This is a genomic window from Qipengyuania zhejiangensis, from assembly GCF_035607565.1.
Classification (GTDB): Bacteria; Pseudomonadota; Alphaproteobacteria; order Sphingomonadales; family Sphingomonadaceae; genus Qipengyuania; species Qipengyuania zhejiangensis.
Window position 1 is genome coordinate 700,591 of the sequence record NZ_JAYKGO010000003.1, and the last position, 24,551, is coordinate 725,141.

23 protein-coding genes are annotated in these 24,551 nt (G+C 63.7%); 14 read left to right on the forward strand and 9 right to left on the reverse strand.

The genetic code is table 11. The annotated features are described in order from the left end of the window. Positions 1-67 precede the first annotated feature (67 nt). On the reverse strand, positions 68-1,069 hold the full coding sequence (locus VR863_RS11125) for a CorA family divalent cation transporter (protein WP_324828537.1): 1,002 nt from the start codon (positions 1,067-1,069) through the stop codon (positions 68-70). 133 nt (positions 1,070-1,202) lie between these two features. Between VR863_RS11125 and ispG the strand changes: the two genes are divergently transcribed. The 4 genes from ispG to VR863_RS11145 all read left to right on the forward strand — a co-directional run bounded on the left by ispG (position 1,203) and on the right by VR863_RS11145 (position 5,161). Next, positions 1,203-2,330: a flavodoxin-dependent (E)-4-hydroxy-3-methylbut-2-enyl-diphosphate synthase gene (gene ispG / locus VR863_RS11130; RefSeq protein WP_324828538.1), complete on the forward strand. Its 1,128-nt coding sequence runs from the start codon at positions 1,203-1,205 to the stop codon at positions 2,328-2,330. Positions 2,331-2,366: 36 nt separating this feature from the next. Beyond that, positions 2,367-3,803 (forward strand): NAD(P)/FAD-dependent oxidoreductase, encoded by a 1,437-nt coding sequence (locus VR863_RS11135; RefSeq protein ID WP_324828539.1) that lies wholly within the window; start codon positions 2,367-2,369, stop codon positions 3,801-3,803. A 50-nt stretch (positions 3,804-3,853) separates the two neighbouring features. Further along, positions 3,854-4,390 carry a retropepsin-like aspartic protease family protein gene (locus tag VR863_RS11140; RefSeq protein WP_324828540.1) on the forward strand — a complete coding sequence of 179 codons (537 nt, stop codon included), beginning with the start codon at positions 3,854-3,856 and terminating at the stop codon, positions 4,388-4,390. Positions 4,391-4,453: 63 nt separating this feature from the next. Beyond that, positions 4,454-5,161: a murein L,D-transpeptidase catalytic domain-containing protein gene (locus VR863_RS11145; protein ID WP_324828541.1), complete on the forward strand. Its 708-nt coding sequence runs from the start codon at positions 4,454-4,456 to the stop codon at positions 5,159-5,161. 16 nt (positions 5,162-5,177) lie between these two features. Here VR863_RS11145 and VR863_RS11150 read toward each other — a convergent pair whose 3' ends face one another. Then, on the reverse strand, positions 5,178-6,587 hold the full coding sequence (locus tag VR863_RS11150) for a L,D-transpeptidase family protein (protein WP_324828542.1): 1,410 nt from the start codon (positions 6,585-6,587) through the stop codon (positions 5,178-5,180). Between the two features lie 148 nt (positions 6,588-6,735). Between VR863_RS11150 and VR863_RS11155 the strand changes: the two genes are divergently transcribed. Next, positions 6,736-7,623: a DMT family transporter gene (locus VR863_RS11155; protein WP_324828543.1), complete on the forward strand. Its 888-nt coding sequence runs from the start codon at positions 6,736-6,738 to the stop codon at positions 7,621-7,623. Here the strand turns inward: VR863_RS11155 and VR863_RS11160 are convergent. Beyond that, positions 7,620-7,760: a hypothetical protein gene (locus VR863_RS11160; RefSeq protein ID WP_324828544.1), complete on the reverse strand. Its 141-nt coding sequence runs from the start codon at positions 7,758-7,760 to the stop codon at positions 7,620-7,622. The two genes, VR863_RS11155 and VR863_RS11160, sit on opposite strands and share 4 nt — an antisense overlap. 223 nt (positions 7,761-7,983) lie before the next feature. Between VR863_RS11160 and acnA the strand changes: the two genes are divergently transcribed. From acnA to VR863_RS11175, 3 genes are all read left to right on the forward strand, one after another. Further along, on the forward strand, positions 7,984-10,656 hold the full coding sequence (acnA, locus tag VR863_RS11165; protein ID WP_324828545.1) for an aconitate hydratase AcnA: 2,673 nt from the start codon (positions 7,984-7,986) through the stop codon (positions 10,654-10,656). After that, positions 10,653-11,072 (forward strand): rhodanese-like domain-containing protein, encoded by a 420-nt coding sequence (locus VR863_RS11170; RefSeq protein ID WP_324828546.1) that lies wholly within the window; start codon positions 10,653-10,655, stop codon positions 11,070-11,072. Before acnA ends, VR863_RS11170 begins: the two co-directional genes overlap by 4 nt. 103 nt (positions 11,073-11,175) lie before the next feature. Next, the gene (locus VR863_RS11175; protein ID WP_324828547.1) at positions 11,176-11,817 is read left to right on the forward strand and encodes a hypothetical protein; all 642 of its coding nucleotides are present in this window, start codon (positions 11,176-11,178) and stop codon (positions 11,815-11,817) included. 583 nt (positions 11,818-12,400) lie between these two features. Here VR863_RS11175 and ruvB read toward each other — a convergent pair. The 3 genes from ruvB to ruvA are packed head-to-tail and all read right to left on the reverse strand — an operon-like array spanning position 12,401 to position 14,591. Continuing rightward, on the reverse strand, positions 12,401-13,444 hold the full coding sequence (ruvB, locus tag VR863_RS11180; protein ID WP_324828548.1) for a Holliday junction branch migration DNA helicase RuvB: 1,044 nt from the start codon (positions 13,442-13,444) through the stop codon (positions 12,401-12,403). After that, positions 13,441-13,977 (reverse strand): DsrE family protein, encoded by a 537-nt coding sequence (locus VR863_RS11185; protein WP_324828549.1) that lies wholly within the window; start codon positions 13,975-13,977, stop codon positions 13,441-13,443. Before VR863_RS11185 ends, ruvB begins: the two co-directional genes overlap by 4 nt. 11 nt (positions 13,978-13,988) lie before the next feature. After that, the gene (ruvA, locus tag VR863_RS11190; protein WP_324828550.1) at positions 13,989-14,591 is read right to left on the reverse strand and encodes a Holliday junction branch migration protein RuvA; all 603 of its coding nucleotides are present in this window, start codon (positions 14,589-14,591) and stop codon (positions 13,989-13,991) included. An 80-nt stretch (positions 14,592-14,671) separates the two neighbouring features. On the opposite strand from ruvA, the gene aroC reads away from it, so the two are divergent. The 6 genes from aroC to VR863_RS11220 all read left to right on the forward strand — a co-directional run bounded on the left by aroC (position 14,672) and on the right by VR863_RS11220 (position 21,993). Next, on the forward strand, positions 14,672-15,739 hold the full coding sequence (gene aroC, locus VR863_RS11195) for a chorismate synthase (protein WP_324828551.1): 1,068 nt from the start codon (positions 14,672-14,674) through the stop codon (positions 15,737-15,739). A 123-nt stretch (positions 15,740-15,862) separates the two neighbouring features. Beyond that, the gene (locus tag VR863_RS11200; RefSeq protein ID WP_056422467.1) at positions 15,863-16,261 is read left to right on the forward strand and encodes a VOC family protein; all 399 of its coding nucleotides are present in this window, start codon (positions 15,863-15,865) and stop codon (positions 16,259-16,261) included. A 281-nt stretch (positions 16,262-16,542) separates the two neighbouring features. After that, positions 16,543-17,109 carry an alkyl hydroperoxide reductase subunit C gene (ahpC, locus tag VR863_RS11205; protein WP_324828552.1) on the forward strand — a complete coding sequence of 189 codons (567 nt, stop codon included), beginning with the start codon at positions 16,543-16,545 and terminating at the stop codon, positions 17,107-17,109. Between the two features lie 161 nt (positions 17,110-17,270). Continuing rightward, entirely contained in the window at positions 17,271-18,860 is a 1,590-nt protein-coding gene (ahpF, locus tag VR863_RS11210) for an alkyl hydroperoxide reductase subunit F (protein ID WP_324828553.1), read from the forward strand. 199 nt (positions 18,861-19,059) lie between these two features. Continuing rightward, a complete protein-coding gene (gene katG, locus VR863_RS11215; protein ID WP_324828554.1) occupies positions 19,060-21,264 on the forward strand; it encodes a catalase/peroxidase HPI in 2,205 nt (734 codons plus the stop codon). A gap of 108 nt (positions 21,265-21,372) precedes the next feature. Then, entirely contained in the window at positions 21,373-21,993 is a 621-nt protein-coding gene (locus VR863_RS11220) for a Pr6Pr family membrane protein (RefSeq protein ID WP_324828555.1), read from the forward strand. On the opposite strand, the gene VR863_RS11225 is transcribed toward VR863_RS11220, so the two are convergent. From VR863_RS11225 to VR863_RS11235, 3 genes are read right to left on the reverse strand one after another with little or no spacing between them, the layout of a single operon-like run. Further along, on the reverse strand, positions 21,977-22,531 hold the full coding sequence (locus VR863_RS11225; RefSeq protein WP_324828556.1) for a Smr/MutS family protein: 555 nt from the start codon (positions 22,529-22,531) through the stop codon (positions 21,977-21,979). The genes VR863_RS11220 and VR863_RS11225 overlap by 17 nt on opposite strands. Beyond that, entirely contained in the window at positions 22,528-23,718 is a 1,191-nt protein-coding gene (mltA, locus tag VR863_RS11230; protein ID WP_324828557.1) for a murein transglycosylase A, read from the reverse strand. The genes VR863_RS11225 and mltA overlap by 4 nt, the downstream gene beginning before the upstream one ends. Positions 23,719-23,747: 29 nt before the next feature. Further along, positions 23,748-24,407, reverse strand: a complete 660-nt coding sequence (locus VR863_RS11235; RefSeq protein WP_324828558.1) for a Tim44/TimA family putative adaptor protein — start codon at positions 24,405-24,407, stop codon at positions 23,748-23,750. Between the last annotated feature and the right edge of the window lie 144 nt (positions 24,408-24,551).

Genomic DNA, 24,551 nt, shown 5'->3' on the forward strand with positions numbered 1-24,551 from the left:
GCCGCTTCACCCCGGTCAGGCCCGTACTTGCATTCGATAGAGGCCGGGTAGGTCGGCCTGCCTTGGCCTAGAGCCAGCGCAACCGGCGAAACACCACGATCAGCGCCACGAACAGCAGCGCGCACAGTCCCGCCACCTGCCAGAATGCGTCCGGATCGTCCAATCCGGGCACCCCGCCCACATTGATTCCCAGCAGTCCGGTCAGGAAGGAGAGCGGCAGGAAGATGCCCGCCACGATCGTGAGCATGTAGGTCGCGTGTTCGCTGCTGGCGAGGCTGCGGGCGCGCAATTCGTCCTGCAGCACGAGAGCGCTTTCCTTGCTGATATCGATATCGTCGAGATAACGGCGCAGGCGCGCGATCGATTCGGCGATTTCGCGACGGTCGTCGTCTTCGAACCAGGACGGGGCATCGCGGCTGATCAGCTCCAGCGCCTCATGCTGGGGGGCCATGTGACGCTTCAGGCCCAGGCAATTGCGCCGGATCGTGGAAATCCGCTTCAGCATGGCTTCGGCGTGCTCGTCCGGATCGTCATCTTCGAGTTCGTCGAGCACAGAGTTCATGTCGACGATCGCCTGGCTCATTCGCGTGATCAGCATTTCAGCAAGAAGGGTAATCGTTGCGCCCGCATCGGGCGGCCCCACCCCGCGATCGATCATCGCCAGCACTTCGCGCGGCGTTTGCAGGGCATGGCGCCGCAGGGTGATAAGGCGGCGGCCATCGCTCCACAGCTGCATGGAAATCATGTCTTCGGGTTCGGCGCCCGGATTGAAATTGATGCCGCGCAAGGTGGCGACCAGCGTTTCGCCGTCACGAAAGGCGCGCGGGCGGGTGGCGTCGCTCGTCAGCAATTCGGCTGTGGATTCGGGAATGCCCAGCCCTTCTTCCAACCATTGCTGCACGCCCGGTTCCGTGCGGCACACATGCAACCAGATGACTTCGTTCGGGCCGGCCGGAACCCATTTTTGCGCTTCGGCCCATTCTATAATCCGCCCTCCGCCGTTCCCATCGAGAACGCGTCCGAACAGGAGAGGGCAGCCGGAATCGATATCGTCTGTCGGTGGGGTCATCGTTCGCTAAGTGCAGCATGGCGCCGCGTTTGACCATAAGGTTTGCAGGGGCGTGCGGTGCGGACCACCGCGCCGCCTTCGCCCCGTCACGCGGTCATTGCCCCGTCACGCGCCTGCGCCTATATCCCGGCGTATGTCTTCCATTCGTCCCTGGCGCGATATCGAGCGCCGCAAGAGCCGCCAGATCATGGTCGGCAATGTCCCCGTCGGCGGCGATGCACCGATCACGGTGCAGACCATGACCAACACGCCAACCGAAGACGTGGGCGCCACGATCGACCAGATCCGCCGGTGCGAGGATGCAGGCGCGGACATTATCCGCGTGTCCTGCCCGACCGCCGAGGCAACCGAACATTTCGACAAGATCACGCGCGCTTCGAATATCCCGATCGTGGCCGACATCCATTTCCACTACAAACGGGCGCTGGAAGCGGCGGACAAGGGTGCCGCTTGCCTGCGGATCAACCCCGGCAATATCGGGTCTTCCCAGCGCGTCGCCGAAGTTGTGCGCGCGGCCAAGGCCAACGGCTGCGCGATCCGCATCGGCGTGAATGCGGGCAGCCTGGAAAAGGACCTGCTGGAAAAATACGGCGAACCTTGCCCCGAAGCGCTTATCGAAAGCGCGCTCGATCATATCAAGCTGCTGCAGGATCACGACTTCCACGAATACAAGGTGGCGGTAAAGGCATCCGACGTGTTCCTCGCCGTGGCGGCTTATCACGGGCTGGCCGAAACGGTCGATTGTCCGCTCCACCTCGGCATCACCGAAGCCGGTGGCCTGATCGGGGGAACGGTCAAGAGTTCGATCGGCATGGGCAGCCTGCTGTGGGCGGGGATCGGGGACACCATCCGCGTCAGTCTGTCCGCCGAACCCGAACAGGAAGTGAAGGTCGGCTTTGAAATGCTCAAGGCGCTGGGCCTGCGCACCCGCGGCGTGCGCGTGGTATCGTGCCCGTCGTGTTCGCGGCAGGGTTTCGACGTGATCCGCACGGTCGAAGCGCTGGAAAAGCGGCTCGAACACATCAAGACCCCGATGAGCCTTTCGGTCCTGGGGTGCGTGGTCAACGGCCCCGGCGAAGCGCGTGAAACCGATATCGGCATCACCGGCGGCGGTGCGGGCAAGCACATGGTCTATCTGTCCGGCGTGACCGACCACACGGTCGAAAGCGCCGACATGCTCGATCACATCGTCGATCTGGTCGAGAAGAAAGCCGCCGAAATCGAAGCGCAGACCGCCGCCGAGGCCGTCGCCGCCGAATAGACACTCCGCGGTCGCACTGGAGCTTGGGAGACGACTGTGGCAATTTACGAAACCGATTATCTGGTGGTTGGCGCTGGCGCCATCGGCATGGCGTTCGTCGACAGCCTGATTGATCATGGCGCTGGCGATATCATCATGCTCGATCGCCACCCCAAGCCGGGTGGCCACTGGAACACATCCTATCCCTTCGTCACGCTGCACCAGCCCAGCGTGACCTACGGCCTCAGCCACGAAGAGCTGGGCGACGGCGTGATCGACAAGGTGGGCCCCAACAAGGGCCTGTACGAACTGGCCACCGGCGCGCAGGTCAGCGCCTATTACGATGGGGTTATGCGGCACAAGTTCCTGCCCAGCGGGCGGGTGCGCTATCTTCCGATGACCGATTACGTCGGGAGGGACGGCGATACGCACCGCTTCCGCACCATCCTTTCGGGTGAAGTGCATGAGGTGAAGGCGCGCAAGCTGGTGGACGGACGTAAGTTCGCCGCGCAGGTTCCGGCGATCACCAAACGCAAGTGGAAAGCCGAAGGCGTGGCCGTGATGAAGCCCGGCGAACTGGGCCAGCTCGCCCTCGGCGGTGCGGACATACCGGGACATTACGTGATCATGGGCGCTGGCAAGACAGCGTGCGATGTTGGCGTCTGGCTTCGGCAGATGGGCGTTCCGGCCAGCATGATAAGCTGGGTAAGGCCGCGTGAAACGTGGTTCTTCAACCGCGCATCGCTGCAACCGGGGCCCGAAAACATGGCCCGCGCAATCGATTTTCCCGCCTCCCAGATGCGCGCAGCCGGGCAGGCCGCAAGCGGGGCGGAAATTTTCCGCATGATGGAAGCGGACGGGCACATGCTGCGGATCGATCCGCAGACCGAACCCACCAAGTTCCACTTTCCCGTCATTTCACAAGGTGAAGTCGATCTGCTCGCCGAAATCGAGGACGTGATCCGCATCGGGCGTGTCGAGCGCGTGGAACCGGGGGTACTGCACGGCGTCGACGGCACGGCGAGCGTGCCCCGTAACGCGCTGTTTATCGATTGCACCGCGACCGCGGCACCGCGTGGCACGGTCGAACCCTTGTGGCAGGACGATACCATCGTTCCGCAGCTAATGCAGGTGCCGCTGGTTTCGTTGAGCGCGGCGGCCTGCGGCTTTATCGAAGCAAGCTTCGCGACCGACGAGGAGAAGAACGCGCTGGCCGCACCGGGCCGGATTACCGACACGGTGGAGCATTTTCCCGAAGCCTTGCTGGTCAACGCGACCAACCGCATGCTGTGGAGCCGAAGCCCTGCCCTGCTCGAATGGCTGGCGACGAACCGGCTTGATCCCGGCGCGCGGATGATGCGCGATCTTGGCAGCGCACCGGCGGAAATCAGGGGCAAGGCCGCATCGATCCGTGACCTGACCATGGCTGCGGTTCCCAACCTCCAGCGCCTTGCGCTGGCAGAGCACGAGCGTGAGAAAAACGCCGCCCGATAGTAGCCCGCCGCTTTTACGCGGTCTTAAACGATATCCGCCATGATGCCGCGATGCGCGAACTCGTTCTTCTTGGTGTTGCCGCCGCCTGTTTCGCAGGGGCCGCTTTCCTGCCCGGCACCAGCGCCGATATCGACACTGAACCAACCGCGAAGGCCGCGGGCGCGGTTCCATATCCGGTCGATGAGGGACCTGCCGCCCAGAGCAACGCTGCCTGGAACGCAGGCGAATTCGAAATCTCTCGTGGCAGCAATGGCCACTTCTACGCCGTTGCCGACGTGAACGGGCAGCCACTGCGGTTCATGGTCGATACGGGCGCCAGCACAGTGGCGCTGACGGGGGACGATGCCCGGACGCTGGGCCTCTACTGGTCCGAAGGCGATATCCGCCCCGTGGCGCAAGGTGCCAACGGACCGGTCTACGGCGTCAACGTGGTGCTCGACCGTGTCGATATCGGAGGGTTCAGCGCCACCAACGTGTCCGCCATGATCGTGCCCGAAGGGCTGGGCGTCTCGCTGCTGGGGCAAAGCTACCTTTCGACGGTGCCATCGGTCCGTATCGAAGGCGAAACGATGCTGTTGGGCGGTTAGCTGCGCCATGGCCACGCGCTTGTTAATGGAAGTGGCAGGCAGAAGCTGCTATTGTTGGTTTTGATGAACCGCCGCGATCTTATCAAATCGGGCCTTGCCCTCAGCGCCCTGACCGTCGCTCCGGCGCGCGTGTTCGCACAGGTCAATCCAACCGCGGCGCGCGACCGGACATTGCTGGACGTGGCGCGCGAACAGCTGGCGCGGGTGGGCGATCGCATCTGGCGCAAGGACATCGTCGGGATTGCCGATTTCGGCATTCATTCGGCGCAGGAACGGTTCCACTTCGTGGATGTCGACAACGAACGGGTGCAGAGCTTCCACGTCAGCCATGGCGACGGGTCCGATCCGCAGCACGATGGCTGGCTCAAATACTATTCGAACGAGGAAGGTTCGCACTGCACCAGCCGCGGCGCGTACATGACCCGCAGCTGGTACGTGGGCAAGTTCGGTACCTCCATTCGCCTCGACGGGCTCGATCCGACGAACACCAACGCGCTCCAGCGCGCCATCGTGCTGCACCGCGCGGAGTACGCGCGGCCGGAGCATGTCGGTCGTTTTGGCCGCCTTGGCCGCTCGAACGGATGCTTCGCCATGGGACCGGAACAGTTCGGCCGCGCCCTGATCGATCTCGGGGGCGGGCGACTGCTTTACGCCGATAGCCTGGGTATCGGCAGCGACGGCAAACGCCTCGCCCCGCCGATTGCCCAGGTCGATCTCATGCGCCGCCCCGGCGGCGGCATGTTCGAACAAGGCGTACCCGGGGCTTATTGAGGCAGCCGGGTGGACCTCAGGTCTGCATGTCGTCGACGATTTCGATCACTTCTTCGCTGGTCTTGCGGGCGCGTTCGCGCTGACGCGGCGCGTCGAGCGCGGCGAGAACCGGTGCGTCGCGATCATAGATGTCGGCAAATTTGGTCAGCTGGCCGTTCACGTCCACACCCATCGTGAAGTAGGTGATATACACCGGCCACTGGTTCGCCATCGGGTAACGGGTGTAGACCCCGCTCGCGGTGATTTCGGACACTTCTTCCTGGATCAGCGCAATGTCGTCGCGGGACTTGGCATTGCCCAGCATGGACATGGTCATCGCCAGTTCGCGCGCGCCCTGAACGCGGATGCAGCCATGGCTCAACGCCCGGTCGTCCTGCGCGAACAGGTGCCGGCTGGGCGTGTCGTGCAGGAAGATCGCGTGTTCGTTGGGCATGTCGAGCTTCATCAGGCCGAGCGAATTGCCCGGTCCCGGCTGCTGGACCACGGAAACCCACCCGTTGGCACCCTTGGTTGCCTTGTAGCCAGCCGAACGCGCCCATCCGGGATTGTTCAGAACCTTCGCGCCAAGGCCTTCGCCCTTCACGATGGATTGCGGCACGGTCCAGGTCGGATTGAAGATCACCGCTTCAACCATTTCCGCGAGCTGCGGGGTCGCGGTGCGGCCCGGCTTGCCCACGACGACGCGGTAGTTCTTGATGATCCGGTCATTCACCGTGAGGCGCAACTGGTATTCGGGCACGTTGGTCAGCAGATATTTCTTGCCCAGATCCTGGCCCAGCCACCGCCAGCGATCCATGTTCGCCCGGATCAGCTTGGACTTGGCGGGGTCCTTTGTCTTGGCCAGTTCAGCCTTCAACCTGGCGTAATCGGGCGAAACCGGATTGAGCGAGGTGAGCGTCGCCGCGATATCGCCGCTTGCCAGCGCCTGTTCCAGAATGGCGTGCGTCGGCAGGACATCGGTATCGGGATCGACCACGAACCACTGCTTGCGTGCCTCCATCGGGGTCCGGCCATCGCGCAGGTCCTCGACCAGCCAGACGAACGTCTCGCTCGCCAGGCGGTTCAGCTCATCGCCCGGCCCCTTGGCCGCCAGCGTTTCGCGCAATTCGTTGGCCCTGTAATCCGCCGGGTTCAGCCCTTCAGCCTTCACCGTGGGGATGAAGGCCAGCAGTTTCGCAACGTTCTCTGCGCTCCAGACGCCCTCGAGAGAGGGGATTTCCTGGACCACTTCGCCCGATTCCATGCGAATATCGTCAAACGCCTCGTCGACGCTTTGCTGGGGCTGCGAAAAATCGGGGAGCTTTTCGGTGACCTTGGCAGGTTCGGCCGGCAACAGGTTTTCCGGTGTACGGTCCTGCGCCAGACCAGAGGTTGCAAGAAGTGCCGTGCCTGCGACGGTGCCGAAAAGAATACGTTTGAAAATCATCTGCCCTACCGATTGAACTGCCAGCATTTGCGTGCGGACAGTGCCTTGTAAACGTTTAGCGCCCACCATCCAACACCGCGGCTTGCACAGGGCTGAACTGTTTCGGGAATTGGTGACGAAACGCCACACCCGCCCTATGCGAATGCGCGTGAGCGATTCCGTATCCCCTGTCCGGCCAATTATCGCAACGGCAGCGGGTATTGCGCTGCTTTCGCTGATGGACGCCTTCATGAAAAGCGCGGCGCTCGAACTGGGTGCGTACAGCGCGGCCCTGCTGCGATCGGGCATCGCCTTTGCGATCGTTTTCCCGATCTGGCGTTTGGGCAAACCGCGCTGGCCGCAACGCCGCGTCCTCAAATTGCACGCGATACGGGGCGTGGCCGGCGCGATGATGGCGCTGACGTTCTTCTATTCGCTCACCAAGCTGCCGCTTGCCGAAACCATCGCCATTTCGTTCATCGCGCCGCTGCTGTCGCTGTATCTGGCGGCCTTGCTGCTGGGCGAAGTGATCCGGCCGCGGGCGATCTGGGGCGCGGTGCTTGGTTTGGGCGGGGTGCTGGTCATAGTCGGCGGCAAGTTCGATCGCGGAAACCTGACCGATGAAACCGCGCTGGGATTGGCGGCAATCATCGTTTCCGCCCTACTCTATGCCTGGAACCTGGTTCTGCAACGCCAGCAGGCGCTGGTCGCGAAACCTGCCGAAGTGGCGACATTCTACATGGGCATCGCCAGCCTGACGTATCTGGTCGCCGCCCCGTGGCTGTTCGTGATGCCGCCGATCGAGGCGACACGCGATGTCGCCGTTGCCGCAGTCCTGTCGGTGGGCGGCGCGCTGACGATGGCGTGGGCCTATGCCCGCGCGCAGGCGCAGGTTCTGGTGCCGCTGGAATACACCGGCTTCCTGTGGGCGGCGCTGTTCGGCTGGCTGTTGCTGGGCGAGCGTGTGACGGTCACCACGCTTGCAGGGGCGGTGCTGATCGTGGCCGGTTGCTGGATCGCGACCACGCGCGGACGCACCGAACAAAGCGTTCTCTAGCGGACCTGGCTTTCCGCATTCGCCGGCTGTTCGGCAAAGGTGAACGCAGCGGTAAAACAACCTGCGACAACCAGTGCGGCGGCAAATACCGCGGCGCGAATCGGTTGTTTGGCGGGTGCGATCCTGTGGCTGGACATCAACATTTCGAGCTCCTCGTGCGGGCTGCGCCCGACCTTTGCGGCGCGCTTGCCCTGATTTTGCCTTAATGACGGATGAAGGGGGGGCCGGTTCCCGCCCAGTGGTTTTCCAACCGCGTCCGACCCTTGATTTTTTGCCGCTTTGCGCGCAGGTGCGCGGCATATTTCGCCGCACTTGCGAAGGGCGCGAGGCGCGGCTCCGAACAGAAAGGACGCATAACGCATGACCCAGGTCGGCAAGGACACGCTCGGAACCCGCTCCACCCTCAAGGTTGGAAACAAGGAATACGCCTATTATTCCTTCGCCAAGGCGGCCGAGCAGATCGGCGATGTGTCGAAACTGCCGTTCAGCCTCAAGGTCCTGCTGGAGAATATGCTCCGCTTCGAGGATGGCGGATTTACCGTCGGTGTCGAAGACGCACAGGCGCTTGCCGACTGGCAGAAGAACCCCGCGACCGGCAAGGAAATCCAGTACCGCCCTGCGCGCGTCCTGCTCCAGGATTTCACCGGCGTTCCCTGCGTGGTCGACCTTGCCGCGATGCGCGATGCGATCAGCAAGCTCGGCGGCGATACCGCCAAGATCAACCCGCAGGTTCCCGTGAACCTGGTGATCGACCACTCGGTGATGGTCGACGAATTCGGTCACCCCAAGGCGTTCGAGAAGAACGTCGAGCTGGAATATGCCCGCAATGCGGAACGCTACGACTTCCTGAAATGGGGCTCCAAGAGCTTCCAGAACTTCTCCGCCGTGCCTCCGGGCACCGGTATCTGCCACCAGGTAAACCTGGAATATATCGGCAAGGGCGTGTGGTCGACGCCCGGTGAAGATGGCCAGATGGTGGCCTATCCCGATACCTGCGTCGGCACCGACAGCCACACCACCATGATCAACGGACTTGGCGTGCTGGGCTGGGGCGTTGGCGGCATCGAAGCGGAAGCTGCAATGCTGGGCCAGCCGGTCTCGATGCTGATTCCCGAAGTCGTCGGCTTCAAGCTGACCGGCGCGATGGCCGAAGGTGTTACCGCCACCGACCTGGTGCTGACCTGCGTGCAAATGCTTCGCGAAGTCGGCGTGGTCGGCCGGTTCGTGGAATTCTACGGCGAAGGCGTCGCCAATCTGACCCTGGCCGACCGCGCAACCATCGCCAACATGGCACCCGAATACGGTGCGACCTGCGGCTTCTTCGGCATCGACGACAAGACCCTGGAATACATGCGCCTCACCGGCCGCGACGAAGAAACGATCGCGCTGGTCGAAGCCTATTCGAAAGAACAGGGCATGTGGTTCACGCCCGAGAACGAACCGGTCTTCACCAAGACCCTTTCGCTCGACGTATCCAAGGTCGTGCCCAGCCTCGCCGGGCCCAAGCGCCCGCAGGACCGTGTGGCGCTGCCCGAAGTGGACGAACTGTTCAACGGCGACCTCAAGTCGATCTACAAGAAGGACGCACCCGCCCGCGTCGATGTCGACGGCAAGGATCACGACATCGGCGACGGTGACGTGGTGATCGCCGCCATTACCAGCTGCACCAACACCTCGAACCCCGACGTGCTGATCGCCGCGGGCCTCGTGGCCAAGAAAGCCAACGCCAAGGGGCTCAAGCCCAAGCCGTGGGTCAAGACCAGCCTCGCGCCCGGATCGCAGGTCGTCACCGACTACCTGGTCAAGTCGGGCCTCCAGACCGATCTCGACGCACTCGGTTTCGATCTTGTCGGCTATGGCTGCACCACCTGCATCGGCAATTCCGGCCCGCTCGCCCCGCCGATTTCGAAAGCGATCAACGCCAACGATATCGTCGCCGCGTCGGTCCTGTCGGGCAATCGCAATTTCGAAGGCCGCGTCAGCCCCGACGTGCGCGCCAACTTCCTTGCCAGCCCGCCGCTCGTGGTCGCCTATGCGCTGCTCGGCACGGTGACGAAGGACATCACCGAAACCCCGATCGGCCAGGACCAGGACGGCAACGACGTCATGCTGGCCGATATCTGGCCAAGCAACGATGAAGTGCGCGAACATCGCGCAGCCAACATCGACCGCGACATGTTCGTCACCCGCTATGCCGACGTCTACAAGGGCGACGAGCATTGGCAGGCGATCAAGGTGGAGGCATCGGACACCTATCGCTGGAATCCGACCAGCACATACGTCGCCAGCCCACCTTATTTCGAAGGCATGAGCATGACCCCGGCGCCGGTCACCGACATCAACGATGCCAAGCCGCTGGCGATCCTGGGCGATTCGGTCACCACCGACCACATCTCGCCCGCCGGTTCGATCAAGGAAGACAGCCCCGCCGGTTCGTACCTCAACAGCCACCAGGTCTCGAAGCAGGACTTCAACAGCTACGGCAGCCGCCGCGGCAACCACGAAGTGATGATGCGCGGCACCTTCGCCAACATCCGCATCAAGAACGAAATGGTCCCGGGCGTCGAAGGCGGTTACACCACCTATAACGGCGAACAGATGGCGATTTACGATGCCGCCATGAAGCACAAGGCCGATGGCACGCCGCTGGTTGTGGTTGCCGGCAAGGAATACGGCACCGGGTCGAGCCGCGATTGGGCGGCCAAGGGCACGATCCTGCTCGGTGTGCGCGCGGTGATCGTGGAAAGCTTCGAACGTATCCACCGCTCGAACCTCGTCGGGATGGGTGTACTTCCGCTCCAGTTCAAGGGCGGCGACACGCGCGAAACACTGGGCCTTACGTCGACCGACAGCTTCAGCATCAAGGGCCTTGCCGGCCTGACGCCGGGCCAGGACCTCGAAGTCGAAGTGGTCCGCGAAGACGGTTCGACCTTCAGCTTCAACGCGCTGTGCCGGATCGATACCGCCAACGAAATGGAATATTACCGCAACGGCGGCATCCTCCATTACGTTCTGCGCAAGCTGGCTTCGTGACGGGACGGATCGTCCTTGCCGGCATGGCGGCGGGCTTGCTCGCCGCCTGCTCGGCCGGGGCGACTCCTGCGGGCGATGATATGGCTGCGCCTTCGCAAGCGGGCGTGCTCACCATCGAAGCCGGCGCGCTCGCCACACGCATCGATGCGGGCGAACCGATCCAGTTGATCGACGTGCGGACGCCGGAAGAATTTGCCGAGGGCCATCTGGCGGGCGCCATCAACGTCCCGCTCGACGGGTTCGACCCTGCTAGCCTGCCGGATACCGAGGGGGCGCAGCGCGTCCTCTATTGCCGGTCGGATCGCCGATCGGGAATCGCGGCCGAACAGCTTGCCGCAGCGAATGGCGGAACCGTGGTTCATCTCGAAGGCGGGATTGTCGGTTGGGAAGCCATGGATCTTCCCGTTCAGCGCTGAACCATGGCCTGCATCGTCGGATAGAAAAAGGGCGGCCCCGCGAGGCCGCCCTTTTTTGTCCGTCACGGCAAACCGAAGCTAGCTGCCGCGCTTCACGCGAAGTTTGCGCCGGCCAAGGATCGCCAGCGATGCCAGGCCGAACAGCGCCATCATCGGGGGCGCCGGAACATCGGTCCCGCTGCTGCTCGGCGGGTCTCCGCCCGTGGTGCTCGTCGCGCCGGAAGAAGAGGACGTGGAAGAGCTGCTCGAGCTCGAGCTGCTGGTCGATGTGCTTGTGCTCGTGGTCACATTGCCCGACGTCGACGTGCTGGTCGAAACGTCGCCGCTGGTTGACGAGGAGGTGCTGCTGCTGCTCGACGTCGACGAAGACGACGAGACATCGCCCGAAGTCGACGAGGTCGTCGTGCTGCTGACTTCGCCCGTACTGCTGCTGACCGATCCGGTCGATGTGGAAACGCCGCCCGTGCTGGTCGACACTTCGCCGGTGCTGGTTGTCGAGGTGATGCCGCCGGTCGAGGTCGACGTGGAACTGCCGCCGGTGGATGTCGAGGTGGAGCTGCCGCCGGTCGTGGTCGAAACGCCGCCGCTGGAGGTCGATGTAGAGGTCGAAACGACAATATCGGGAAGTTCGCCGCCGGTGGTCGTCGTCGAATTGACGATCACGCTGCCGCCCCCGCCGCCCGATCCGGTAAAGAATCCACCGAAGAAGCCGCCACCGAAGCCGCCGCCAAATCCGCCGCCATAACCGCCGGGGAAGGACGTCGATGTGCCGCCACCACCGGAAATCGGCCGTTCCTGCGGAAGCGGCGGGATCGGGACGGGGATCATCGCTTCACGATAGATCGGCGGACAGATGTTGTCGGGATTGTAGGCAGCTTCCGGCGATTCGGCCGGAATGCATTCCACCGGACGCGGGGGTATGATGCGTTCGGCGGGCACCGGTCGGCGCGGGATGCGCTTCACCGGTTTGGGCTGTTTCACATACTTGACCTGTGCGGTCTTGTACTGGGGGGCGTCGGTGATCGGCTTTTCCGCCACGTGGACCGCGCCGCCGGCAAGCAGGGCACCGCCCGCAGCGGTGGCCGACAGTTTCGCAAGGGCTGATTTAACCGACATTGCTTCGACTTCCTCTCGTGATCGGGAAACGAAGGCCCTCCCCCGCTCCGCCGCGATCCGTAATCCGGACTGCGTTTCCCCCAATCCAGTGGGTTAACGCAGTCCTATTCATCTCACATCGGGCCAGAAAGTAAATTTTTCGCGGAAATGCGAGCGTCGAGGCGGTCCCGTCCCGTTTCGGGACCGCTTTTCAGGCACGCGTTACCCGGCCCCTAACCGTCTTCATCGAACATGTCGCTCTGCGGGCCGGATGCAGCGTTGGCCGGCGCAGACATGCCAAGATGCGCCCAGCCGCCGTCGTTGATGCAGCGTCCACGCGCCGTGCGGGCGATCAGGCCGAGTTGGATGAGATAAGGCTCGATCACTTCTTCCACCGTGTCGCGCGGTTCGGAAAGGCCCGCAGCCAGCGTTTCGACACCAACCGGCCCGCCCTTGTAGGTGGTCGCGATCATGGTGAGGTAGCGGCGGTCCATCGCATCGAGGCCGAGGGCATCGACCTCCAGCCGGGTGAGCGCATCGTCCGCCACCTTCGCGGTCACCGTGCCATCGCCCGCGACATGCGCGAAATCGCGCACACGGCGCATAAGCCGCCCCGCCACGCGCGGCGTACCACGCGAACGGCGGGCGATTTCACGCGCACCGCCATCGTCGATGCCCATGCTGAGCAGGCCGGCGCCCCGCGTGACCACGCGCAGCAATTCATCCTCGGTGTAGAAATTCAGCCTGACAGGGATGCCGAACCGATCGCGCAAGGGTGTGGTCAGCAGCCCCTGACGCGTGGTGGCGCCGACAAGGGTGAAGGGTGGCAGGTCGATCCGCACGCTGCGCGCCGAAGGGCCTTCCCCGATCATGATATCGAGCGCGCGGTCCTCCATCGCCGGATAAAGCACTTCCTCGACCACGGGATTGAGGCGGTGAATCTCGTCGATGAACAGCACGTCGTTGGGTTCGAGATTGGTCAGCAACGCCGCCAGATCGCCCGCCTTGCCGATAACCGGTCCGCTGGTGGCGCGGAAACCCACACCCAGTTCGCGCGCGACAATCTGCGCCAGCGTGGTCTTGCCAAGACCCGGCGGGCCGAAGAACAGCACGTGGTCCATCGCCTCGCCCCGGCCTTTCGCCGCCTCGATGAAGACGCGCAGATTTTCGCGCGCCGCCTTCTGCCCGACGAATTCGGAGAGCGATTTCGGCCGCAGCGCCGCATCCGGGTCTTCCGGCTGGCGGTCCGGCGTGTGAAGGGGGACAGGTTCACTCAAAACGGGTTCACCGTGTAGCCGCGCTGTTGCAGCAGCGCGTGCGCGGTCATGGCCGACAGCGCCATTTCGACGCCCGGTATCATCTGCCCCTGCGTGACCCCATAGGCCGCCGCGCTCTGGCCGCAGACGATGAAGCGCACGCCGCGGTCCAGCATTTCGCGGACCATGGCGGCAGAGCCGTTTTCGCCCAGATCATGCGCCGCACGCCCGTCAGCCGAAAGCAGATCGTTCACCGCCTTGCCGTGGATCACCACCGCGATGCGGATATTTTCTTCGGGCACACCGTGGGCGACATGCATGTTGATGAAGCGCGCCGCGCTTTCGAAACCGCGGTTGCGCGTGCCATCATCCGCGGCACTCGCCACGTCGAAGGCGATCGAGAATTCCGTATCGCCCGGCACCGTGCCGATCCCTTCGACAGGCGCGTGCGGGCCGAAACCGGCGAACACCGGTCCGGGCTTGAACACGCTCATGTCCTGGGCCGTTGCTGGTGCGGACAGCATCACCGCCGCTACGATCAGGGCAAACCGCATAGTCGTTCTCCTCATCCTGCCGCTTTCTTCAGGGCAACGCGGATCAGCTGGCCTTCCGCCGCGCCTTCGCCAAGTTCGGCTTGCGCCAGCGCCACCGCGCGCGCGGCAACCGCAGGCTTGAATCCCAGGTTTTCGAGCGCGCTGACCGCGTCGGCACCAGCGCCGGCAGGCGCAGGCGCTGCGCCGGCCCCCGCCACGCCGCCGCCGGCAAGCGCGCCAGCTTTGTCCTTCAATTCGTTGACGATCCGGCCCGCCAGCTTCGGGCCAACGCCATTGGCGCGTGCCACCATCGCAGCATCGCCATTGGCACAGGCCTGCTGCACTTCGCCCGTCGACAGTGCGGAAAGGATGGCCAGCCCGACCTTGCTACCCACGCCCTGCACCTGCGTGAGCAGACGGAACCAGTCGCGTTCCGCGCTTTCGGCAAAGCCAAGCAGCCGCATGTCGTTTTCCGAAACCTGGAGGTCGGTATAGACCGTGCAGGCCTCCCCCACCTCGCCCAGCGCCGAGAGGGTTTTGGTGGAACAATGGACGAGATAGCCAACGCCCGCGACGTCGATCACCGCCCAGTCGGCACCGGTCTCGTCCAGCAGGCCCTTCAGCTTCGCAATCATGGTTTGTTCTTGGGCTACAAGAAGGATTTGGTCCAGCGGCAATGGACTTGCGCCCACAATTGCGGGCATGAAGCGCACCCATGAGCTGGAATACATTCGGACGCGTGTTGCGCTTCACCACATGGGGCGAAAGCCACGGCCCCGCGATCGGCGCGGTGGTCGACGGGTGCCCGCCCGGCCTGGCCCTGTCCGAAGACGACATCCAGCCCTTCCTCGACGCGCGCAAGCCCGGACAGAACAAGTTCACCACGCAGCGCCAGGAAGCCGACATCGTGCGCATCCTGTCGGGTGTGTTCGAAGGCAGGACGACGGGCACGTCGCTGTCGCTGCTGATCGAAAACACCGACCAGCGATCGAAGGATTATTCCGAGATCGCCAACTCCTATCGCCCCGGCCATGCCGACTATGCCTATGACGCGAAGTACGGCTTTCGCGATTATCGCGGCGGCGGCCGCAGCAGCGCGCGCGAAACCGCGATGCGCGTGGCGGCGGGTGCGGTCGCCCGCAAGGTCATCCCGGAGGTCACCATCCTCGCCTATGTGAGCGAAATCGGCGGAGACCGGATCGACCCGGCCAATTTCGATGCGGACGAGATTGGCCGCAACCCGTTCTGGTGCCCCGATGCGGCGGCGGCAAAGCGCTGGGAGAAACTGGTCGACAAGGCGCGCAAGGCGGGGTCATCGCTCGGCGCGGTGGTCGAATGCGTTGCAGAGGGCGTGCCCGCCGGATGGGGCGCACCGATCTATGCCAAACTCGATGGCGACCTTGCGGCTGGCATGATGAGCATCAATGCGGTCAAGGGCGTCGAGATCGGCGACGGCTTCGACGCAGCGCGCCTCACCGGCGAACAGAACGCCGATGCAATGTCACCCGGCGAGAATGGCCCAGACTTTGCCGCCAACCATGCAGGGGGCGTTGCAGGCGGCATCTCGACCGGCCAGCCGGTGGTGTGCCGCGTCGCCTTCAAGCCGACCAGTTCGATCCTCACCCCCGTCGCCAGCGTGGACCGTGAAGGCAAGGCGACCGAAGTCCGTACCAAGGGCCGCCACGACCCCTGCGTGGGCATCCGCGGCACGCCGGTGGTTGAAGCGATGATGGCGCTGGTGCTGGCGGATCACAAACTGCTGCACCGGGCGCAGTGCGGATAGCGGACTGGCAGCTAACGACCCGATTGCGAACATCCGAGGGCCAGGGGTGACTGCGAGTTACGTGCCTGTTAGGTGAGGCCGTTAATGGCGATCGGAAGTCGATCAGCCTTCAGGAGAGTATGCGTGCTTTTTCACACCATGGTCGGATCGAACGACATTGAGCGATCCAAGCGCTTCTACGACACGGTGCTCGGCACCTTGGGTGCAGGGGAAGGGACGCGGAACATCGCCGACAGCGGCCATACCCGTCTGATCTACAATAATGGCAACGGAACCAACTTCATCGTCAGCCAGCCGATCAACGACGAACCGGCAAGCGTCGCCAACGGCAGCACAGTCGCCTTTTCCTGCGACTCGCCCGAGCAGGTGAAGCAGCTTCACGATACCGCCGTTGCCGCTGGCGGAACTTCGATCGAAGCTCCGCCCGGACCGCGCGAAACTGCTTCCATGGGCACCATCGAACTGGCCTATTTTCGTGATCCAGACGGCAACAAACTGTGCGGAATTCATTTTCCTGCCTGATCTGTCCGGCACGGGTCTGCTTCTAAAACTAGCCGACCACGATCATGCGATCCCGCGAATGTCCGCTTTCCACCCATAAACGGCCATTACCCAAAACCCCTGTGAGTCAGGCGGATGCAAAAAATGCAATGAAACGCGCGCTGCGTTGCGCTTTGCAAAAGTTCCACGGCATTGATTGAAAATTCCGATGTTCGCAATCGCACAAAATCGCTTTTGTGCATCGCAACACGCCCTATCTGGGTTCCGACAGTTCCATCCCGAACACACGGAGAATCAAAATCATGGGTATCATCGGAAGCCAGATCAAACCGTTCAACGCCACCGCATTTCAGGCCGGCAAGGACTTCTTCCAAGTCACCGACGAAGACGTGCGCGGCAAGTGGGCCGTGTTCTTCTTCTACCCGGCCGACTTCACCTTCGTCTGCCCGACCGAACTCGAAGACCTCGGCGAACAGTACGCCATGCTCCAGAAGATGGACGTGGAAGTCTACGGCGTGTCGACCGACACGCACTTCAGCCACAAGGCATGGCACGACACCAGCGACAAGATCGGCAAGCTGACCTTCCCGTTCCTGGGTGACCAGAACCACCAGCTGGCAACCAATTTCGACGTGCTGCGTGAAGGCGTCGGCCTTGCCGATCGTGCCACCTTCGTGGTCGACCCCGATGGCGTGATCCAGATCATGGAACAGACCTGCGAAGGCGTGGGCCGCAACGCCAACGAACTGGCCCGCAAGATCAAGGCCGCCCAGTATGTTCGCGCCAACCCCGGCCAGGTCTGCCCGGCCGCGTGGGAAGAAGGCAACGAAACGCTGGCTCCCTCGCTCGACCTCGTCGGCAAGATCTAAAGCCTGTGTTCACATCGGATGGCGTATAGCCATCCGCACAACCGCCCGAGAATATCTCGGGTCGCTGGAAGGCCCGGAGCATTCCTCCCCCCCCCGCTCCGGGCCTTTTCCATCCCCCACATTCCCATGACACCATCTCACCCGACACCCGGAGTGCGCCCATGCTCGACGACACGATGAAGCAGCAGCTCAAGACCTATCTCGCCAATCTGCGCGAACCGGTCGAACTTGTCGCCACGCTCGGCGAAGGCGAAAAATCGCGCCAGACCCGTGAATTGCTGGATGAAATTTCCGCTTTGCACCCGATGGTTTCGGCCACCTTCGATGGCACCGACGAGCGCAAGCCCAGCTTTGTCATCCGCCGCGCGAGCGACGCGGAAAAGTGGGTGCGTTTTGCCGGCCTTCCGATGGGGCACGAATTCACCTCGCTGGTGCTGGCCCTCCTGTGGGCCGGCGGCCACCCGCCCAAGGTGGATGCCGACCTGATCGAACAGGTCCGCGCGCTGGAAGGCGATTTCAATTTCGAGATGTATTTCTCGCTCAGCTGCCATAATTGCCCCGACGTGGTGCAGGCGCTGGTGCTGATGGCGCTGGAAAATCCGCGCATCACCGCGACCCTGATCGAAGGCGGCACGTTCCAGGACGAGGTCGACGCACGCGAGATCATGGCGGTGCCGGCCACGTTCCTCAACGGCTCGTCCTTCTACAACGGCAAGATGGAACTGGCCGAAATCCTCGGTCGCCTCGACACCGGCGTCGAAGCGCGAACCGCCGAAAAGCTGGCCGCAAAAGACCCGTTCGAAGTACTCGTCGTCGGCGGCGGGCCCGCAGGCGCGGCCACCGCGATCTACACCGCACGCAAGGGCTTCCGCACCGGTATTGCGGCGGAACGCTTTGGCGGGCAGCTGCACGATACGCTGGGCATCGAAAACCTGCCCGGCACCGCGTACACCGAAGGGCCGAAACTGGCTGGCGAACTGGAACGCCATGTCGGCGAATACGACATCGACCTGATGAACCTGGCCAAGGCCGTAAAACTGGTTCCGGCAACGCGGGAGGGCGGCCTGCACACGGTCGAACTGGGCAATGGCGCGCGCCTCAAGGCCCGCAGCCTGATCCTGGCGACGGGCGCACGCTGGCGCAATCTCGGCGTTCCGGGCGAAGCGGAATACCGCAACAAGGGCGTGGCCTATTGCCCCCACTGCGACGGGCCATTGTTCAAGGGCAAGCGCATCGCCGTGATCGGCGGCGGCAATTCGGGCGTCGAGGCGGCGATCGATCTTGCCAAGATCGTCGGTCACGTCACCCTGATCGAATACGACACGGCCCTGCGCGCCGACGAAGTGCTCCAGGCCAAGCTGCGCAGCCTGACCAATGTCGAAATCCTCACCAACGCCCAGACGACCGAGATTACCGGCAGTGCGGGCCGGGTGAACGGCCTTGTCGCCAAGGACCGCGCAACCGCAGAAGAACGCCGCATCGAACTGGAGGGCGTGTTCGTCCAGATCGGGCTCGTGCCGAACACCGAATGGTTGCAGGCCAGCGGCCTCGAGCTGACGAAGTTCGGCGAAATCACGACCGACGCGGAAGGGCGCACGAACCTGCCCGGCATCTTCGGCGCGGGCGATGTCACCGACGTGCCTTACAAGCAGATCGTCGTCGCCATGGGCGAAGGCTCGAAGGCGGGCCTTTCAGCCTTCGATTACCTGATCCGCACCGAACCGGTGGAGGATATCGCCCAGGCAGCCTGACGCGTCCGCCACCGCTCGACAAAGCGCCGCTATCCCCATGGATGGCGGCGTTTTGCGTATTGACGCCCCGCCACTTTTTGCAATCGCTTCTGCCAATCAATTAAAACCGATTAATCGATTGGACGAATAAGCGGCGAACCGTCATCTTCCCCGGGTAATTCGGAATAAATCCCGATTCCCACCAGAGGAGAGAGACATCATGGACGCAAAAACAGGTGAAATGAGCGGCTGCCCCTTCCACGGCAATGGCGGCACACGCGGATTGCTTGGCCGGACCAACCGCGACTGGTGGCCCGATTCCCTCCAGCTTGAAATCCTGACTCAGGGTGGCCGCAGCGCCGACCCGATGGGCGAGGATTTCGACTATCGCGAAGCGTTCAACGCACTCGACTACAGCGCTCTCAAGGCCGATCTCCTCGCACTCATGACCGACAGCCAGGAATGGTGGCCGGCCGATTACGGGCATTACGGCCCGTTCTTCATCCGCATGGCGTGGCACGCGGCGGGCACCTATCGCACCGGCGACGGGCGCGGCGGTGCGGGCAGCGGACAACAGCGGTTCGCGCCGCTCAACAGCTGGCCGGATAACGGCAATCTCGACAAGGCGCGCCGCCTGCTGTGGCCGATCAAGCAGAAGTACGGCAAGCACATCAGCTGGGCCGACCTGTTCATCCTCACCGGCAATGTCGCGATCGAATCGATGGGTGGGCCGGTGTTCGGCTTTGGCGGCGGCCGCGCCGACGTGTTCGATCCCGAAACCGTCTATTGGGGCACCGAAGAACAATGGGTGGATACGGGCGCCGAAACGCGCATCCTTCCCGATGAAGGCAAGGCGTTGGAAAACCCGCTCGCGGCGATCCAGATGGGCCTGATCTACGTCAACCCCGAAGGACCGGGCGGCAATCCGCACGACGATGCAGGCATGGCCCGCGATATGCGCGAAACCTTCGCACGTATGGCCATGAACGACGAGGAAACCGTGGCGCTTACCGCTGGCGGCCACGCCTTCGGCAAGGCGCACGGTGCCAAGCCTTCCGATACGTTCGGCAAGGCCCCGGAAGGCGAAAACCTGCAGACGATGGGCTTTGGCTGGCTGACCGATGCGGACGAAATCGGCAAAGGTCACATCACCACATCGGGCATCGAAGGCGCATGGACGCCGAACCCCACCCAGTGGGGGGGCGACTATTTCCGGCTGCTGTTCAAATACGATTACGAACTGGTGCAAAGCCCTGCCGGCGCCAACCAGTGGCAGCCGATCAACCCGGACCCCGAGGACATGGCCCCCGATGCGCGCGACCCGTCCAAGAAGGTCCCGACGATGATGACCACCGCCGACATGGCGCTGAAGCGTGACCCGGAATATCGCAAGATTTCCGAACGGTTCCGCGACGATCAGGCCGCCCTCGACGATGCCTTTGCCCGCGCATGGTTCAAGCTGTGCCACCGAGACATGGGGCCCAAGGTCCGTTACATGGGACCTGAAGTTCCCGCCGAAAACTTGATCTGGCAGGATCCGATCCCTGCGGGCACCGCCCCGACGACGACCGCCGTCAACGACTTCAAAGCGAAAGTCCTGGCCAGCGGCCTGACCGTGTCGGAACTGGTGAAGGCAGCCTGGGCTTCGGCTTCGACATACCGCAATTCGGATCATCGCGGCGGCGCCAACGGCGCGCACATCCGCTTCGATGAACTGAAGAACTGGAAGGCCAACGATCCGGCCGAACTGGGCAAGGTCCTGGCCAAGCTGGACGAACTTCGCGGCGACCTGTCGATGGCCGACGCCATCGTGCTGGGCGGGGCTGCGGCAATCGAGAAGGCGGCCAGGGACGGCGGTTTCAACGTCAACGTCGATGTCACCACCGGCCGCGGCGATGCCTTGCCCGAACACTTCGATGCCGAAAGCTGGGAGCCGCTGGAGCCGTTTGCCGACGGGTTCCGCAACTACCTGAAGACCAAGGCATCGGTGAAGACGGAAGACATGCTGATCGACAAGGCGAATTTGCTCGGCCTGTCCATGCCGGAAATGACGGCGCTGGTCGGCGGATTGCGCGTTCTGGGCGCGGTGACCGGGAACACCGGCCACGGCGTGCTGACCGACAAGCCCGGTGTTCTGTCCAACGACTTCTTCACCAACCTGCTGCACATGGGTACGGCCTGGCAGGTGGTCGACGAGAGCGGTGACGAGGAATTCGTGGGCCGTTGCCGTCTCAAGGGCGACGAGAAATGGCGGGCCACACGCACCGACCTGGTTTTCGGCGCAAATTCGCAATTGCGCGCCGTGGCGGAAGTCTATGCCGAGAACGGCAACGAAGAGAAATTCGTGAGCGATTTCGTCAAGGCATGGAAAAAGGTCATGGACGCAGATCGCTTTGACATTTCCTACGCAAAGTATAACAATTGATAGGATAGACGGCCCGGCTGGTCGTCCACCGAGAGCCCCCGGCACCAGGCCGGGGGCTTTTTTGTCTCCGGCAGTTGCGCGATTCGCGTTCGGGGCTAAACCGAATCGGTGGAACCCGCGCGACCCCCTTTTTCGCTCGAACGCGCCCTGGCCGGCGTCATCGCGGTCCTCGTGTTCGTTTCTCTCGCGGTGCAGACCACCATCAATCTCGAACAGGATGGCTCGCCGCTTGCCGCGTTCGGGTTGCTGCTGCGGTATTTCACGATCTGGAGCAATCTGACGGCCGGGTTGATGCTGGGCTGGGTTGCACTGGGTGGCCGTGCGCCCGGGCGTGCCGTTTTCGCCCTGGCGACGGCCCTGTCCGTGGTCGCGCTGGTGTATCACGCGCTGCTGTCACCCGATCATCATCCTGTCGGTCTGGACTGGTGGACGAACCTGGCCTTTCACACGCTGGTTCCCGCCGCGACAATCGCCTGGTGGATCGCGTTCTACCGCGCCGACGCGTTCCTGTGGAAGTCGCTGACGATCGTGACGCCGGCACCGATAGCGTACACGGTGTTCGCCCTGATCTACGGCGCCAGCAGCGGGTTCTATCCCTATTTCTTCCTCGACCAGCCAGCTCTCGGCTGGTCGCAGCTTGCGATCAACATCGTTGGACTTGCGCTATTCTTCGTTGCGATGGGTGCCGCGCTGCTGGGCGTTCGGCGTCTGGTCAGCGCCCGCGCCTGAGCACGATGTAGAGCGCGCCATCGCCGCCGTGGCGCTGGTGCGCGCGGCGCACCGCAGCGATGGCCGAATGGTGGCTGGACGCCGCCAGCCAGTCCAGCACCTTGGCGCGGATTGCCCCGCGCTTTTCGCCCCTGTCCGCCGGGTCGACAGGCCTTGGTTTGCCCGTGACCAGAAGGATCGTGCGCGCATCCATGGCGCGCGCCTGAGCAACGCCGCTCATCAACCGCTGGTAGGCAGCGTCGAGCCCATGCCCGTGAAGGTCCAAAGTGAAGTCCGGCTGGATCACGCCGGTCTTGAGGCGTCTGTCCCAATGCGAATCGAGGCCGGGGGTCTGGGGGCGCGGCGGCGGAGGGGTGCGCGGGACCTGGCGAACAGGGCGTGCGGCACTTGCCCGAACAGGCTTGGGCGGCGCAGGCGGTGCGGGAGGCACTACGACAGCAGGCTTGGCGATGCGCGCAGGATGCAGGGGAGTGACCGTGGCGGCCAGCTTGTCCCACACCGCGGCTTCTTCCGACGTCAGGCCGCGCGGCGCGCTCATCGTGATTGCAGGCGTGCGATGGTACCACGCGGCAGCAGCAGCAAGGCCTGTCCCCGCCCGCTCATCCCGCCGGCGATGGTTCGCGCATCGGTGCCATTGCCCCAGAAGGTATCGAAACGGTTGGCACCCTTGATCGCGCCGCCGGTATCCTGCGCAATCCACAGCCCGTCCGCTTCGTTGCGGTCGAGATCGAGAAACACGGGCGCGCCGAGCGGCACGAAATTCGGATCGACGGCCACCGACGATTCGCGCCGCACCGGCACTTCGAGCGCGCCCAGCGGCCCGTCGGTCGTCAATTCGCGAAAGAATATCCAGCTCTTGTTGAGGCGCATCAGATCCGCGCCCGCTTCGGGGTTTTCGCGGATGTATTGCATGATCCCCTGCATCGAACCGGCGTACTGGCCGGGGCCATCGCCCAGAAGGCCACGCTCGCGCATGACCCCGCCGATGCCCACGTATTCGCGACCGTTCTGACCGGCATAGCCGATCCGCATCAACGTTCCGTCAGGCTGGCGCAGCAGGCCCGATCCCTGGATTTGCAGGAAGAAGAATTCGACCGGATCGGCCGCCCAGGCAATTTCGAGCCCGCGGTTGGCCAGCGCGCCCTGTTCGATCTCCGCACGTTCGTAATACGGCACAAACGCCCCCGATGCATCGTAGCGGCCCAGCGGTGCGCGCCCGGTGCGTTCGCTTTCGGGCATGTCGTCAGGCCAGGCGCGGACCAGTTCGGGCGGCATCTTGTAGACCGGCACGTCGTAACCCGGCGCACGGGTACGGCTGCCGCTGATCTCCGGCTCGTAATATCCGGTGGCGAACGCAGCGCCGTCTCCGACCCGGACGGATTCGAAATACGTCGTGAAGAAACGCCCTGCATCGCCTGCAGGCCAGTTGGCCGCCGCGTCGCAGGCGGGCCGCCAATCCTCGGCCAGCGTCAAACCGCTGGCATCGGTACGGCGCAAAAGCCTGGGGCAGGATTCCACGAAAGCTGACAGCGCTGTGCGAGCGTCGGCAGGGGCAATGCCCAGCCCGCCGATATCGGGGCCGCGAACAAGCCCCGCAAGGGCGGCGTTGGTGACTATGGGGACGGGCGCAGCGGCACCTGTCGGCGGCGGCGGGACCGCCGATGGCACGACACGGACACAAGCCGAAAGCAGCGCAAATGCCGCAAGGACCAGCCAGCCGCGCATCCTACCCCCCCGTGACAGATGAAAGGCGATCAGCCTTCGTCGGTTTCGTCGAGAACCCAGTCGGGCGAAGACGCGCTAACGTTGCGGCTGAAAGTCCACACGTCGCGGCTTTCGATGGCATCGTCGAGCGATCCGGCGACAACATTGCCGTCCTTGTCGCGCGTGATGGCGGCGATATCAGCCACGAACAGCACCGCGATGCGCGCGGTGCGCCCGTCCAGATCAGCGGACCGGATGGTCGCGTCCTCGATACGGATCAGGCGATTGTCGAGCGTTTCACCGGCTTCCTCGCGCGCGTCGATGGCGCTGGCAAAGCCTTCGTAGACATCGTCATCGGTCAGTTCGCGCAGCGTCTCGCGGTCGCCCTTCCAGAACGCTTCGAGGATCATGCCATACGCACCCTTGGCGCCTTCGAGAAAGGACAGCAGATCGAAACGTGGATCGGCCGCGGCAATGGCGCGCACGCCAGCTTCGTTGGCAGGCACGCGGTTGTCGGTCGCGCGCAGCGCTGTCGGCTGGACCATGGGGCGCTGTTCGCCTTCGCCGGAGACCTGAGGCGGCACTTCGCCGCGTTCGAAGCGGTGCGGGACCACCTCTTCCTCGTGTTCCGACCGGCGGCCAAGCACGGAATACAGGCGCAGCCCCAGAAAGGCGGCGATCATGGCAAGGATGACGATTTCGGTAATCACGTAACTGGTTCCTGTCCGGGCGCGTGCATCGTGAGCGTCCTGATGACGCGCGTGTGCTTTGTTTGCCCTAGATAGGTACGAAATACAAACCGGCAATGTTCCCTTCCGCGACCGGGAGGGCACGAAATAACACCCGTTCGGCGC

What these genes read in the sequence shown, in the direction of transcription:
- VR863_RS11125 (WP_324828537.1), bottom strand. Translation starts at nt 1,069, where the DNA reads ATGACCCCACCGACAGACGATATCGATTCCGGCTGCCCTCTCCTGTTC.
- ispG (WP_324828538.1), top strand. Translation starts at nt 1,203, where the DNA reads ATGTCTTCCATTCGTCCCTGGCGCGATATCGAGCGCCGCAAGAGCCGC.
- VR863_RS11140 (WP_324828540.1), top strand. Translation starts at nt 3,854, where the DNA reads ATGCGCGAACTCGTTCTTCTTGGTGTTGCCGCCGCCTGTTTCGCAGGG.
- VR863_RS11145 (WP_324828541.1), top strand. Translation starts at nt 4,454, where the DNA reads ATGAACCGCCGCGATCTTATCAAATCGGGCCTTGCCCTCAGCGCCCTG.
- VR863_RS11150 (WP_324828542.1), bottom strand. Translation starts at nt 6,587, where the DNA reads ATGATTTTCAAACGTATTCTTTTCGGCACCGTCGCAGGCACGGCACTT.
- VR863_RS11160 (WP_324828544.1), bottom strand. Translation starts at nt 7,760, where the DNA reads ATGTCCAGCCACAGGATCGCACCCGCCAAACAACCGATTCGCGCCGCG.
- acnA (WP_324828545.1), top strand. Translation starts at nt 7,984, where the DNA reads ATGACCCAGGTCGGCAAGGACACGCTCGGAACCCGCTCCACCCTCAAG.
- VR863_RS11185 (WP_324828549.1), bottom strand. Translation starts at nt 13,977, where the DNA reads ATGCGGTTTGCCCTGATCGTAGCGGCGGTGATGCTGTCCGCACCAGCA.
- ruvA (WP_324828550.1), bottom strand. Translation starts at nt 14,591, where the DNA reads ATGATTGCGAAGCTGAAGGGCCTGCTGGACGAGACCGGTGCCGACTGG.
- aroC (WP_324828551.1), top strand. Translation starts at nt 14,672, where the DNA reads ATGAGCTGGAATACATTCGGACGCGTGTTGCGCTTCACCACATGGGGC.
- ahpC (WP_324828552.1), top strand. Translation starts at nt 16,543, where the DNA reads ATGGGTATCATCGGAAGCCAGATCAAACCGTTCAACGCCACCGCATTT.
- ahpF (WP_324828553.1), top strand. Translation starts at nt 17,271, where the DNA reads ATGCTCGACGACACGATGAAGCAGCAGCTCAAGACCTATCTCGCCAAT.
- katG (WP_324828554.1), top strand. Translation starts at nt 19,060, where the DNA reads ATGGACGCAAAAACAGGTGAAATGAGCGGCTGCCCCTTCCACGGCAAT.
- VR863_RS11225 (WP_324828556.1), bottom strand. Translation starts at nt 22,531, where the DNA reads ATGAGCGCGCCGCGCGGCCTGACGTCGGAAGAAGCCGCGGTGTGGGAC.
- mltA (WP_324828557.1), bottom strand. Translation starts at nt 23,718, where the DNA reads ATGCGCGGCTGGCTGGTCCTTGCGGCATTTGCGCTGCTTTCGGCTTGT.